This window comes from Streptomyces sp. NPDC060028 (assembly GCF_042736725.1).
Classification (GTDB): Bacteria; Actinomycetota; Actinomycetes; order Streptomycetales; family Streptomycetaceae; genus Streptomyces.
In genome coordinates this window covers 154,690-167,873 of sequence record NZ_JBHWVJ010000002.1, presented here as the reverse complement: position 1 = coordinate 167,873, position 13,184 = coordinate 154,690, and the positions used below count along the sequence as shown (strand labels likewise).

The following is a 13,184-nucleotide window of genomic DNA, read 5'->3' as shown; positions in this document are numbered from 1 at the left end:
GTTTGAACCTGCCGAGTGGCGCCTCGGGGTGACGACTGCTTGGGGACCAGTTGGGGACCAGCACCGCTGCCCGCAGGTGCACGGCACGCGCATTGATACACGTTCCCCGCCCTCAAATAGCGCCACATGTCCCGATTATGGGCCCGACCCATCGATCTGGGGGTCAAGGGGTCGCAGGTTCAAATCCTGTCGTCCCGACCAGCGTTTACGCAGGTCGGAGGCCGTTCTCTCACTAATGAGAGGACGGCCTTTCGTGCGTCCGGAGCCATGGTGGTCGCAATGTGGTCGCACGTCCACTCCGTGGCCGGTCGGCCGTAGCGCTGAAGGCCGGCGGCGCGGGGGAGCGGAGTCGGCGGACAAGCTCACTGAGCCGGTGGATGTGGTCGCGTGGTGGTCGCAGCCATGCCGCACGGCCCGTTTGGTGGCTGGCCTTCTCGGCTCCGGTGAGCGTGTGGTCGATGGTGTCGACGGCTTCTCGGGCTGCCTGCTGGGTGAGGTGGCTGTAGATGTTGGCGGTGGTCGACAGGGTGGAGTGCCGCAGCGTCTTGGAGACCACGGTGAGTGGCACGCCGGCAGTGATGGTGATGGTGGCGGCCAGGTGCCGCAGGTCGTGCACCGTGATCCTCGGGACACCGGCTTCGGCGGAGAGGCGGCGAAGTCGGTCCAGGACCTGATGAGGTCCGAGAGGACGGCCGTCGGGTCGGCAGAACACGAGTCCGGCGAACGGATCGTCAGGATCGCCGCGCGTTCGAGGCATTGTTTGCGCGCGGTGCCGGAGAGCTGTGGCGACACGGGGCGAGATGGCGACCCAGCCGCGACTCGATCGGGTCTTCGGCGTGGTGATGACGAGGCGGTTGTTGTCGATGGCTGAGAGGGTGCAGCGCACGTAGAAGACGCCCTGGTCGAGGTGGACGTCGTCCCAGTGGAGGCCGAGGGCCTCGCCCTTGCGCATGCCGGTGCCGATGACCACCTCGAACAGGTCGGCCATCTCGGGATCTGCCTGATGGCAGTACGCGAGGAAGCGGGCGGCCTCCTTGGCCGTCCAGATGCGACGCTCCGGCGAAGGAGGGCGGTGCAGGACTGGGGGACGGGCCGGGTTGTGGGGGAGGCGGTGCTGCCTGACGGCGTCGCCGAGGGCGCTGGAGAGGGCGCTGGAGAGGGTGGCAAGGCACCGGTAAAGGGTGGTCTCGCCGCGGCCGGCGGCGAGCTGGCAGGTGATGAAGGCCGAGATGTGCCGGTGGGCGAGCTGGTCGAGCTTGAGGATGCCGAAGGCAGGGATGAGGTCGTTGCGGACGTAGTCGCGGTAGCGGGCCATGGTGGTGGGCTTCAGTACGAGGGCCTTCGCATCCAGCCACGCGTTCAGGTAGGCGGCGACGGTCTGGTTCGGGTCGGCGTCGAACCCGCCGGCCTCGCCCTCCTGGAACTTCCGCAGCGCGACCTCGGCCGCATCTTGGCTGCCGAACCCGCCCCTGCGGACGGTCGTCCGGTGGTGCCGTGGGGCGGGGATGTCGACGGCGAAGGTCCACGTCCCGTGGTGGCCGTCGGTGAGCAGGTGTGGGCAGTGTGCTCCGAGCTGGTGATGGCGGGTATCCCGGCAGCCACACCTGCGATAGATGCGGCCGCGGTCGGCGGTGGTACGCATGCGGATCGCCTCCAGGAGGCGGAGGAAAGACCGACACCTCCAGTCTCGTGCGACCACATGCGACCACCACGATCCTCACACCGGCTGTGACCAGTGCGTTTCCCTTGACCGGGCGCCAAGGGCAGCGCCTTGACCGAGCTTCGCAGACGCCCAGCAGGTTCTTTGTCTGCTGGTGGTACACGATCAGCGCCTCTACTGACCAGGCAAAACGTACGTCATCGCCGGAGTGTTCACGGCTTGGTCCGCGACTGGCCCGGATCTTGGTTGGCTTGGGTGGAGGACTGGAGCGCCGGGTCCGGGCCGCACTTGATGGCGAGGCCGTCGTCGCTGGGGCGCCACCGCGTTCGATACTCCCGTACGTCGCAGGAGCGCTGTCATGGCGGACGGATCGACTGATCCGGGGCAGCGATAGCCAGTCGCGGCACGAGGAGGCTGCGAAAATCGGCCGGCGCACGCTCGCCGAGGTTGACGCGACGACTGCCGGGGCGTTCGGGGACTCCGTCCTGGGCGAAGCTCGAACGGGAGCCCGAACGATGGGCAGGCAGGGCAGCCCGGATCACAGTTCCGTTGCGTAGATGCGCTCGAAGGCTCGGGTTCTCCTGCGATCTGCGAGGCCAGCGGCCTCGGAGAGATCGCAGACCCAGCCCTGCGCAGCTGGTGGGATCGTCCACTGTGGAGGACGCCTTCCGCCCATCAGACTGCCCAACATGACTGACACCGCGCCGCCCGCTGACACCACACCCGACCAGGAGAAGTGGCTCAGCCCGGGCGTCAAAGGCATCGGCTCGGCCAGTTTCCTCGCAGACGTCGGCCACGAGATCCCGACCGCGCTGCTGCCCTCCCTGCTGACCTCCACGCTCGGCGCTCCCGCCGCTGCACTGGGGGCGATCGAGGGTATTTCCGACGCGCTGGCGGGGGCGGCCAGGTTCGGTGGCGGCGTCCTCGCCGACGACCCGGCGCGACGTCGGAAGGTCGCCGTCGGCGGGTACGCGGCGACCGCAGTACTGGGCGCGGCAACCGCAGGCGCCACCGCGGTGTGGCAGGTGGGACTTCTCCGTGCCGCCGCCTGGACCGCACGCGGGCTTCGGGTACCTGCCCGCAACGCCCTGCTGGCGGACCTCGTCCCGGCCAAGGCGTACGGGCGGGCGTACGGGTTCGAGCGGATGATGGACAACCTCGGCGCGATCTTCGGCCCCCTCCTCGCGCTGGGTCTGGTCGCCTGGGTAGGCGTCCAGTGGGCGATCGGCCTCTCCGTCATTCCCGGTCTGCTGGCCGCCGGCGCAATCGTCTACACCATCCGCAAGACCCTCGGCCCTGTGCGTCCAACGCGCCCTGCGTGCCCAGAGGGCCGCCGGCGGGGAAGGACGTCAGGCGGGAGACCAGCGCCAGAAGTGACGTCACGAAAAGTAATTGGATTGTCTCAGGGTATGAAGGGCGCGCGGCAGTGCCACCACCCGCACGGCGTGCGCCCCGCTTGCGATCTTGACCGGCAAAAGGATCTCGCTCCGGCCTCTTTCCGGCCAACGGTCGCCTCCGGCATCCAATAGCTGATGGCCAGGCAGAACAGCGCAGCAAGCATCGACTCCATCGGACCGCGCCTGTTCGCCTTCGCATCCCCGTACTCGGCTGGCGGGCAGGGCCGTGGGGGCGGGTTGGAGCGGGCAAAGCCGTTGCCGCCCTGGGGGCGGTAGCAGGACATTCTCGAGAATTCCGTCCGTGGCGTGCCGTCCTGAAGGAAAATCACCATGCGCGTCGTTGCGACACGCATCCCAACCGAATCCCAACCGAGGGAGCAGCCCATGAGCGGCACCGACCCCGTCCTGCCCGCGCCCGCCGTCGCGGAAGCCGACGACGACGGCCTCATCAACCCTGCAGACGCACTCAGCGGCGTGAACGTCACCATCCCCGCGCACGCGGACTTCACCGCCGGCGACCACGTCCAGGTGTACTGGGGCGACCAGGGCACCTCTGTCCCGTACACCGTCCCCCAGGGTGAGGGCGACAAGCCGGTCACCCTCACCATCCCCTGGGACACCATCCGGGCCGCCGACGGTGGGCCGACCACCCCCGTCCACTACCGGATCACCCGTGCCGGTGGCGGGGCCGCGACCTCCGAGCCGATCGAGGTCAACCTCCAGCAGTCTTGACCTCACGACCGCCACACCGCCCGGCCCCGGCATCACCACGGCGCGCCACAACGGACGTGCGGAGCCGGGCATCCGGACGGGCCAGCGACCCCTGCTCGCCACAGAAACCCCGAGACCGGGCCGCGGCCCGAACCTGGCGCGCTCTGAGGAACACCCCCGCCGTCAGCAGAGTTCGTCCCGCCCCTACACCAACCCCATGCCCTGAGGGGCCCAGTTCCCAACCCTTCATCTGTACGAGGGGATGGGGTTGTCCTGGCTGACGCGAATCGATCACGCTCGTCGGTGACCAGAAGTGAAGGCGTGGAGGGGTGGGGATGATGGCCGACAGTGTTGTGGTGATCGATTGCGGTTCGGAGCAGATCAAGGCCGGTCTGGCTGGCGAGGCTGCGCCGCAGGTGGTGTTTCCCTCGGAGGTTGCCCGCCCGAAAATTCCTGGGCAGTCGGCTCTCCTGGTGGGGGAGGAGGCCCACGCCAAGGCGAACTCAGGGACGGCGACGAGCTCCCGCCCGATTGCGAACGGCAAGGTGGTGGACTGGGATGGCTTCGCTGCCCTGTACCGGCATGCCCTGCGCACGTGGCCGGAGGCCGCTGCTTCGGGCGGCGTGGTGGTGGTGCAGCACCGCGACCACATTGCCGAGCAGGGCGAGCGTCTGATCCAGATGGCCCGGCAGGCGGGGGCGGGGCGGGTCGCGTTGGTGGACACGGGCGTCGCCGCAGCGGCCGCCGCCGGCCGCAGTACCGCGGCCGTGGTGGACATCGGCGCGGCGGGAACCAGGGTCAGTGCCGTCCATCAAGGGCGGCCGGTCGGCCGGGTGCTGCGCATTCCGGTCGGCGGCAGGGACCTCACCGGCTATCTGATGAAGATTCTGACCGAGCGGGGATACACCTTCACCACGACGAGGGACCGCGACTCCGTCCAGGTGGTGAAGGAACGCGGGTGCTTCGTCGCCCCCGACTTCGACGACTGCATGAACCGCGCGGGTAAGGACACGGCGTTCGAGAGGACTGTTTCGCTGCCGGATGGAGGGGAGGTCACGTTCGACAGCGAGCGCTTCCGGTGTCCTGAAGTCCTCTTCCGGCCGTCGTTCTTCGGCGTCGAGGACAACGGCTTGCCCGAGACGGTCGTGAACGTGATCCAGTGGGCGGACAGCGGCATCCGCGCCGACCTGTTCGCAGGCGTGGTCCTGACCGGTGGCACGGCCCTGCTGTCCGGGGTGACGGAGCGGCTCACCAAGGAACTCCGAGCCCTGCCCGAGTACACAGGCGGCGCGCCGGTGAACGTCATCACGCCGCTCGCACCCGGCCACCGGGCTTGGAGCGGTGCCTCCGCCCTGGCGGCCACCGGCTCCGTCACGTGGGCCTCGTAGTGATCTGGTTTGGAGATGCTGTCGCAGTAGCGGCAGATGCGGTCGAGGATCTGGTCGGCGGTCTTGGTCCACTTGAATGGCCTGGCCTGGTTGTTCCGGACTTCGTTCCCGCTCTCGGGTGCCACCTTCAGGTCGTCGAGTGAGCAGAACACATCGCGTTCGAGGCGGCGTCGTGCCAGCTCGGCGAACCACCGCTCGACCTGGTTGATCCACGACGGGTAGCGGGAAAGTGCACCCGGAACCGGGGATGCGCGAGCAGCCACTTGCGAACGACCGGTGCTTTGTGGGCGGAGTGGTTGTCGCAGATTACGTGGACCGCCAGGCCGGGATCGGTCTGGCGGTCGATCGCGTCAGGTGAAGTCATGGAAATCCACGGCCCGGTGCTGAACGGGCCGTCGAGGTTCGGGGCCGCGCCAGGCGTCCCGTCGAGTCGGCGGTGATCGACCCCGATCGGAATCCGCCGGGCGGTCGGACCGTGAGCGGGTGGCGGCCCTCGTGATCCCGGGTGCCACCCGGAACAAGCCAGAAGCGGTAGAGAAACAGCCGAGGGAGCATCTGCATCACTACGTTCGGGTCATGACTTCCAAGATCGGGCCTCCGGCCTGAGCGGCTGCGGCGACCACTCCCGCTCGTGAGCGGCGACGCCGTTTCGGAACTGGGGTTCCCGTCAACCGGTTCCGACGGGCCGAAGGCCGCTCGCCGTCGGCGCGGCCCGTGCGCCGAAAGGGTGGAGCAATGCCTAGAATCGCTCGATGAGCGAGGTCGGTGTGAGCTGTACCCCCCGACGCCGGATCGTCGAAGGCGCGGAACCAGGAGCCGGGTACTCAGGCTGTCTCGTGCCTCCGGATGACAAGCACCGCTAGACAAGCGTGCGATGCACCTCACTGCCGCCGCGGTACTTCGAAGTGGGGCACCGATGGGCCACCAAGCCTGCGGATGTGGATGCAGGCGTGGTGGTCATTGTGCGCTGTGGACGGTTTTGCCGCCGAGGAGGGTGTGGGTGGGGTTGAGGTCGCGGAGTTGGTCAGTGGTGCAGGTGGTGGGGTCGGTGGGCCAGAGGGTGAGGTCGGCGAGGCGGCGGGGGGTGAGGGTGCCGCGCAGGTGGCTTTCGCCGGTGAGGCGGGCGGCGTTGACGGTGTGCAGGGTCAGGGCTTCGTCGCGGGTGATGGCGTGTTCGGGGCCGCGGACGCCGGTGACGGTCTGTCGGGTGACCATGCCCCACACGGAGCGCATGGCGCCGTACGCGCCGACGGGGAAGTCGGAGCCGGCGGTGACCAGGGCGCCCTGGTCGAGCCATTGGCGGGCTGGGAAGAGGCGGTTGACGCGCTCGGGGCCCCAGAAGCCGTCCTCGACCTCGGCCGTGTCGTGCAGCAGTGGATGCTGCACCGTGACCGGGATGCCCAGGGCGACGGCGCGCTCGCGCTGTTCGGCGTCCGCGAGGCCGCCGTGTTCCATCACCAGCATCCCGCTCGGCAGGCCGGGGTTGCGCTCCAGGACCTCCTGGTAGGCGTCCAGCAGGGTCCGCACGCCGCGGTCGCCGTAGGCGTGAACGCCGACCCGCCAGCCGCGCCGCACCACGGCCTCGATCGAGCGCACGAGTGCGTCCGGCTCCCAGGTCAGAGTGCCGTAGAAGCCCGCGTGGTCACAGTAGGGCTCCTCGGTGGCGCCGGCTTCCAGTCCGCCGTCGAGGACGAACTTGACACCCCACACCTGCAGCAGCGGGTCGGCGCTGTAGCGCCAGTCCTGCATGCCGTCGAGGAGGTCCTCGATCTGGGCGGGGTCGCTCATGCCGATCGCGGACACCAGCGCGCGGACCCGGGTGCTCAGGACGCCCTGCTCGCGGGCCGCTCGCAGGACGGTGAGGTCGGGCAGCGGGACCATGCAGTCGCGCACGGTGCCGATGCCGGTCGCGGCGTAGTTTGCCGAGGCCAGGCGCAGGCCGTCGATCCGGGTGGCGACGTCGGGCGGCGGGAGGAGGCGCTCCACCAGGCCCATGGCGTTGTCGATCAGGCGGCCGTTGAGGCGGCCCTGCTCGTCGCGGCCGATCACGCCGCCGGGCGGGGCCGGGGTGTCATCGGTGATGCCGGCCAGGCGCAGGGCCATGGTGTTGACGACGTCGTTGTGGCCGCCGCGCTTGACCAGGACCGGGTGCCGGTCACTGGCCTGGTCGAGTTCGGCCGCGGTCGGCATCCGCCGCTCCGCGAGGTTGAGTTCCTGCCAGTTGGTGGTGGTGCGGATCCACTGCCCGTCCGGGGTGGTCGCCGCCCGCCGCCGGATCAGGTCGAGGAACTCGGCGATGGTCCCGGCCTTGTGCACGGGGACGTCGTGGGCGCTGTGCCCGGCGAGGATCAGGTGGGTGTGGGTGTCGTCGAACGCCGGCAGGACGGTGGCGTCCGGCTCGTCGATGACCGTGGTGGCTTCGGTGATCCAGCCGTCCAGGCCGTGCGGGTTCGCCGAGAGCGCGGCGATGCGGTCGCCGGCCACGGCCAGTGCCCGCTGTGGACCCTGCCCGGCCACCAGGGTGTGCACCGCAGCGGCCCGCACCACGACGTCTGCGCCTCGAACAGTCATGATCAACTCCGGAATAGACTAGACGATCTAATCTAAAGGCTAGCACTGAGCTGCCGTGATGCGCGTTGATAGACTCTCGGTTCTATCTACGGGCGTGTCCGTGCGCCAGGACAGGAGCACCGATGCCAGCATCCCCCAGACCACCCGGCCCGGCAGGGCGAGGCAGCTCCAAAAAGGACGCGATCCGGCTGGCGGCGATGCGCGTCTTCCTGCGGCACGGATACGCGAGCACCAGCATCGACGCGATCCTCACCGAGGCGGGGGTGTCCCGCCAGACCCTCTACAACCACTTCGGCGGAAAGGAAGGACTCTTCCGCGCCGTCGTCCAGGACGTCCTCGACAACGTCCTCGGCGCCCTTGCCGACCAGGTGGAAGAGTCCGCGCTCGGCGAGTCCGACGACCTGGAAACAGACCTCACCCGCCTCGGCACCACCTGGGCCACCGTCATGCTGCAACCCCACGTCCTGGCCCTGCGCCGACTGATCATCGGCGAGTCCACCACCTTCCCCCACCTGGCCCAGACCTGGAACGAACGCGGCCCCCAGCGCCTGGAGCAGTACCTCCTGCGCGCCTTCGGCCGCCTCGCCGACCGCGGACTCCTACGCCTGGACGATCCCCAGGTCACCGTCACCCTCTACGCACACACCATGGTCCTGATCCCCGACCAGGCGATGCTGCAACTCGGCACAACGCCCGACCGGACCACCATCGACCGCTACACCACCGCCGCAGTCCGGATGTTCCTCGCGCGATACGCAACCGGGCCAACCCGGTAGCCATACGCAAGCCCGCCCATCAGGGCTCGACCGGCCCCCCCCTCCACGGACAAGGCGGCATTGGAGGCAAGGAAGGCCTCGCCGGTGTGCCCACCCTGTTCCCCGCTCGGATGAGACGGTGGCGATGGCGCGCCGGGCGTGAACGGCAAGCCCGGGCACGACGCGCGGGGAAGCTTGGCAGATGGTGGAGGCCGAACTGGTCAGCATCACGCCTGGTCTGCGGTTACTCGTCCCCTCAGGTCTGACCGCACACCCAGGGGGAAATGCGCAGCGCACTGCCCGAGTCGTGCCTAATCTCGGGTGATGGACGACAGGGAAGAGCAGCAGCATCTGCAAGTGCTGGTACAGCTGTTGGAGCATGGCCGGCAGTTCGAAGACCCCACCACCACCGACCCGTCGGCCGGCCCCTGGAAGCCGGCCGCGGAGAGCGAAATGGCGGCAGACGACACCGCCGTGGCGCCCTACCACCTCTCTCACGCCGCCTGGGGCGCACTCACCGTGGCCGGAGACCACCTACGGGCCCTGCGCACCAGCCTGCTCACCGAGGACTCCGCCGGCCAGGTCACCGCCACTCTGCACACCCATGCCCAGGCTTCCCTTGCCCGGGGCGTCATTGAGAACGCCGCACGTGCGGTGTGGATGTTGGCACCGGACGACAGCCTGATCCGCGTCCAGAGGCGCCTGGCTCTGCAGAGGAAGGACATACGCTCCGCCACCAAGCTGCACGAGCTTCTGGGCGGCAAAACGCCGAGGACGAAGGAGGCCCGAGAGGAAGAGCTCCGGCAGCTGGCGCTGCGCGCCGGCACCCCACCGGACCGCGTGAGGGCAGTCCTCAAAGATCCCGACTACACCGAGATCGTCGAGGAGGCCGGCGACAAGGTCGGTGCCCAGGGGGCCCGAGACAAGCTCAGCCCCGGAAAGTTTGCCGTGGCTCTGTGGAGCGGATGCAGTTCCCTCGCCCACGGAGATCCATCCGGCACCCTCATCTTCCTCGCGCGGGAGACCGTCTTTCAAGACGATGACGTTACGCTGGCCAGGATCACCGGCAACTTCGGCATGCTCAGGCACTGCGTAGGGGTAGGCGTGGCATTCCTCGGCCGGGGAAGCTCCCTGTACCGCAGTCGAGCCAGCGCTACGGGAAGCCCGTAGACCAGCCGCGCAGCCCGGACGGCTAACACCGTCGACGCCGGAGCCCCCCGTGCTCCTCCGGATCGTGGTCGGCGCTGCCTCCGGCCCCGCCACGCCCGGCCGAGCCGCCGGAGCCGGCACCGCCTTTGGTATCGGTTCTAATCGCCCGCGGCCTGATCGACCAGTAACTGGGGAAGATCGCCGGCCGCGCTCCTGTCGACGAAGGTCGCAAGCCCTCCGGCTGTTGGTCGCGGTACTCGCGGGTCGCAGGCGAACGGCGCCGCGAGCGCTTCTGGTTCGGCGGATGCGGTCACTGGTGGCAGCCTGCCCGTCGCCGGCGGGTGATAGCGAGTCCCCCTGCTGCTGAACTCGGCCCCTGGACTCCGTCTGCAGCCCACGAGCCGGGGCTGCGGTGGACCGGTTGCGCAGGTGGGGGTGGGTGTTGTTACGGGCGGGGCTGGGTGTCGGGGTTGGTGGGCTGGAGGTGGAAGATGCGCAGGTTGCGGCCTGAGCGGTCGTTGTAGGTCTGGTAGCCGGGGGAGAGGGTGAGGATCTTGTTCCAGGCTTCTTCGCGCTCGGTGCCGGTGAGGAGGCGGGCGGTGACCGGGATGTCGGCTCCTGCGGTGGTGACGGTGGCGGTGGGGTCCTTGAGGAGGTTGGTGGTCCAGGCGGGGTGGCGGGCCTGGCCGAAGTTGGAGCCGATGACGGCGTAGCCGTCGGCGTGTTCGACGTAGAAGAGGGGGGTGGGGCGGGGCTGGCCGGTGCGGGCGCCGGTGGTGGTCAGGAGCAGGGAAGCCACGCCGAGGGCGCGGCCGACGCTGAGCCGTCCCTGGGTTTGTCCCTGGAGGGCGGTGTCGAAGGGGACCATCGCGGCGCGCATGAGCGCGCCTGCGGCGCGGGAGGGGCCGATCTTGTTCATGACGCGGAAGGCGAGGTTGTCGGCCGTGGGCGGGGCGGGGCGGGGACGGGGCGCCCTCTTGGCGGGGGTGGGGTTGGCGTAGTTGCGGCGGGCGGGTCCGCCGAGGGCGGTCACGGTGCGCAGGAGGCCGGGGGCCATGGCGTAGGCGCGGTACATGGCGGGGAGGTAGCCGGGCACGTCCACGATGGTGCGGCGCTTGAGGATGCCCTCGATGATGGCGTCGGCGACGTGTTCGGGGGTGGAGACGGGGAGAAAGTCGGCGAGGCGTGGCATGCGCTGGGAGGGGACGTGGCGGCCGAAGAATTCGGTGCCGCCCACGGTGCCGGGCCGCACCAGCATGGCGTGTAGGTGGGTGCCGGTGAGTTCGCCGGACAGGATCTGGGTGTAGGCGTTGATCGCGGCTTTTGCCGCCGCGTACGCGGCCGAGGGCCCTTTGACGAAGACGACGCCGGCGGCGGAGCCCATGTTGACGATGTGCCCGCGGCCGGCCGCGTGCATGAGGGGCAGGACGGCTTTGGTGCCGTAGACCATGGCGTCGTATCCGGTGCGCATCGTCTTCTCGGCGTCCTCGACGCTCATGTCGGCGACGTCGCGCCATTGGGTGAAGGCGGCGTTGTTGACCAGGATGTCCAGTCGTCCGGCCCCGGTGTGGACGTCGGCGATGCACCGCTCGAAGGCGGCGCGGTCGCTGACATCGACATGGTGGAAGGTGACGAGCCCGCCCAGCCCGGCCTCCTCGAGTTCGGCGGCCGCCGATTGGAGGTGGTCGGGGGTGAGCGCGGCGACGTGGACGCGTGCGCCGTGGCGGGCGAGCGCCCGGGTGATGGCCAGGCCGATGCCTTGCGCTCCGCCGGTCACCAGGCACACGCTGCCCTTCAGGGTGGCCGGGGCGGGCGCGGGGTGGCTGTTTTGTGTCATGGCGAGTCATCTCTTTCTTCGGGGCCGGCGCCGCGGCGCCGATGGATGTGCTGGGATCTCGTTCGTGGACCTGCGGGCTGTGCCCGGCGCACCCCGGGGGGTTAGTTCAGGGCGGGTTCGTCCTCGGCGCGGCGGGCGTGCGCGGGGTGTCGTGCGGGGGTCAGGCGGTGGGTGAGGTGTCCGAAGGCGAGCAGGGTGAAGACGTCCGCGAGGGCGGGGACGGTGAAACCGAAGGGGCGCGGTCCGATCGAGTCAGGGACGCCGGCGATGGATCCATCGGGGCGTTGCCGGGTGAGGAGGTAGCGAATTCCTCGTGCGGCGGGGCCGGGAGAGCCCTGCGTGGACAAGGCGATCAGCGCGTACGCGGTGCTCAGGGCGTCGCTCGCCGCCCCGTCCTGCTGGCCCCACCCACCGTCGGCGTTCTGCGAGTTTGCGACGAGCGCCAGGGCCCGCCGGATGATTCGGTGGCCGCTGGAGCTGGCGGGGCTTGGGTGGTGGGAGGCAGCCAGGACCGCGCGAAAGACGGTGTGCAGTCGGCTGCTGCTCCAGTCCGGAGGGAAGGAGCCGTCGGCGCGCTGCTGGGAGGCGAGGAATGCCAGTGCTGCCTCGATCGTGTGGCGGTGGGCGGGGCCTTGGGTGGTCAGAGCGTTGACGGCGGCAGCGGTCATGGAGGCTTCCGACGGTGCGCCGGCCAGGTAGGTGGGGAAGCCGCCCTCCGGCCCCTTCAGCGTGTGCAGGGCGGCAAGGGTCCCGCTGATGGAGGCCCGGTGCGCGAGGGGGTCGGCGAGGTGGAGGACTTCGGCGGCAACGGAGGTGCAGTCCACATCGGGCAGGCGGGCGCTGTCGGTGTAGGACCAGCCACCTCCCGCGTGCTGCAGAGCGCTCACGCGCCGGGCGACGGCGTCGACGATCGGCTTCGGCGCCCCGGCTGTCTGCAGCGCGACGCCGGCGGTGACGGTCAGCCAGGTGTCCTCGTCGCAGATGAACGGTATTCCCCCGTCACCGCGCTGATACGCCAGCGCGGTGCGTATCCCCTCGGCGACGAGGTGCTGTTCAGCGGCCACTGGGGTAAGGGCGTGCAGGACGGACAGGTGGATGAGGAGGTTGCCCTCCCACACGCTCCCCGCGCGCTGGGTGGAGCGCAGCATCTCCAGCTCGCCTTCCCCGATGCCTCCCGCCTCGCCGTAGGCGTGGGCCAGGACGGCTTTGACCGCGATGACCTGCACCCGTGCCCAGGAGTGCAGGCCCTCCAGCCTGTATGCCGCAGGCGCCGGAGCCGGTGTCGTGGGCGCGCCGCCGAGCAGGAGGAGGATGGCGTGGAGCAGGGCGCCTTTGCGGGGGCCGGTGAAGGCGGGGGCCTGGTCCAGGACGTGGTCCATATCCACCCGGTCGGCCGGATCCGTATGCCGGTTCAGGGCGGTTCGGGCCAGGAGGCGGTCCAGCGGCTCGGGGCAGTCGCACTGGGTGGTGAGGTAGTCGGCGAGGCGGGCGCGGGCTGCGGGGTGTGAGCGGGTGCGGTCCAGCAGCGCCAGCAGCAGTGCCGATTCAAGGACCCGGCTGTGGCACGGATCGCGCACCGAACCGTCCGGGCCGATCCGTTCCTGGACACGGGAGCGCAGCCGTGCGGTGGCCGGTATCAGGCCGTCGGGTAAAGCGTCCTGGGGCCAGTAGGGCATGCCCTTGGTCAGCGAGGTGATTCTCATCAAGATCCGTTCT

9 protein-coding genes are annotated in these 13,184 nt (G+C 69.7%); 5 read left to right on the top strand and 4 right to left on the bottom strand.

The annotated features are described in order from the left end of the window. Positions 1–232: 232 nt before the first annotated feature. On the bottom strand, positions 233–1,642 hold the full coding sequence (gene xerC, locus ACFWBF_RS01885; RefSeq protein ID WP_385593595.1) for a tyrosine recombinase XerC: 1,410 nt from the start codon (positions 1,640–1,642) through the stop codon (positions 233–235). Positions 1,643–2,349: 707 nt separating this feature from the next. Between xerC and ACFWBF_RS01880 the strand changes: the two genes are divergently transcribed. The 3 genes from ACFWBF_RS01880 to ACFWBF_RS01870 all read left to right on the top strand — a co-directional run bounded on the left by ACFWBF_RS01880 (position 2,350) and on the right by ACFWBF_RS01870 (position 5,156). Further along, complete coding sequence (locus ACFWBF_RS01880) at positions 2,350–3,189, top strand: MFS transporter (RefSeq protein ID WP_385593592.1); 840 nt, start codon at positions 2,350–2,352, stop codon at positions 3,187–3,189. 252 nt (positions 3,190–3,441) lie between these two features. Continuing rightward, positions 3,442–3,789, top strand: a complete 348-nt coding sequence (locus ACFWBF_RS01875) for a hypothetical protein (RefSeq protein ID WP_385593589.1) — start codon at positions 3,442–3,444, stop codon at positions 3,787–3,789. A gap of 314 nt (positions 3,790–4,103) precedes the next feature. Further along, positions 4,104–5,156: a rod shape-determining protein gene (locus tag ACFWBF_RS01870; protein ID WP_385593586.1), complete on the top strand. Its 1,053-nt coding sequence runs from the start codon at positions 4,104–4,106 to the stop codon at positions 5,154–5,156. A gap of 957 nt (positions 5,157–6,113) precedes the next feature. Here ACFWBF_RS01870 and ACFWBF_RS01865 read toward each other — a convergent pair. Further along, the gene (locus tag ACFWBF_RS01865) at positions 6,114–7,727 is read right to left on the bottom strand and encodes an amidohydrolase (RefSeq protein WP_385593583.1); all 1,614 of its coding nucleotides are present in this window, start codon (positions 7,725–7,727) and stop codon (positions 6,114–6,116) included. Between the two features lie 122 nt (positions 7,728–7,849). Between ACFWBF_RS01865 and ACFWBF_RS01860 the strand changes: the two genes are divergently transcribed. After that, positions 7,850–8,503, top strand: coding sequence for a TetR/AcrR family transcriptional regulator (locus ACFWBF_RS01860; protein ID WP_385593580.1), 654 nt, complete (start codon positions 7,850–7,852; stop codon positions 8,501–8,503). Positions 8,504–8,806: 303 nt separating this feature from the next. After that, on the top strand, positions 8,807–9,652 hold the full coding sequence (locus ACFWBF_RS01855; protein WP_385593578.1) for a hypothetical protein: 846 nt from the start codon (positions 8,807–8,809) through the stop codon (positions 9,650–9,652). 424 nt (positions 9,653–10,076) lie between these two features. Here ACFWBF_RS01855 and ACFWBF_RS01850 read toward each other — a convergent pair whose 3' ends face one another. Then, the gene (locus ACFWBF_RS01850) at positions 10,077–11,468 is read right to left on the bottom strand and encodes an SDR family NAD(P)-dependent oxidoreductase (RefSeq protein WP_385593575.1); all 1,392 of its coding nucleotides are present in this window, start codon (positions 11,466–11,468) and stop codon (positions 10,077–10,079) included. Between the two features lie 101 nt (positions 11,469–11,569). Next, the gene (locus ACFWBF_RS01845; protein ID WP_385593572.1) at positions 11,570–13,171 is read right to left on the bottom strand and encodes a prenyltransferase/squalene oxidase repeat-containing protein; all 1,602 of its coding nucleotides are present in this window, start codon (positions 13,169–13,171) and stop codon (positions 11,570–11,572) included. Positions 13,172–13,184: the final 13 nt, after the last annotated feature.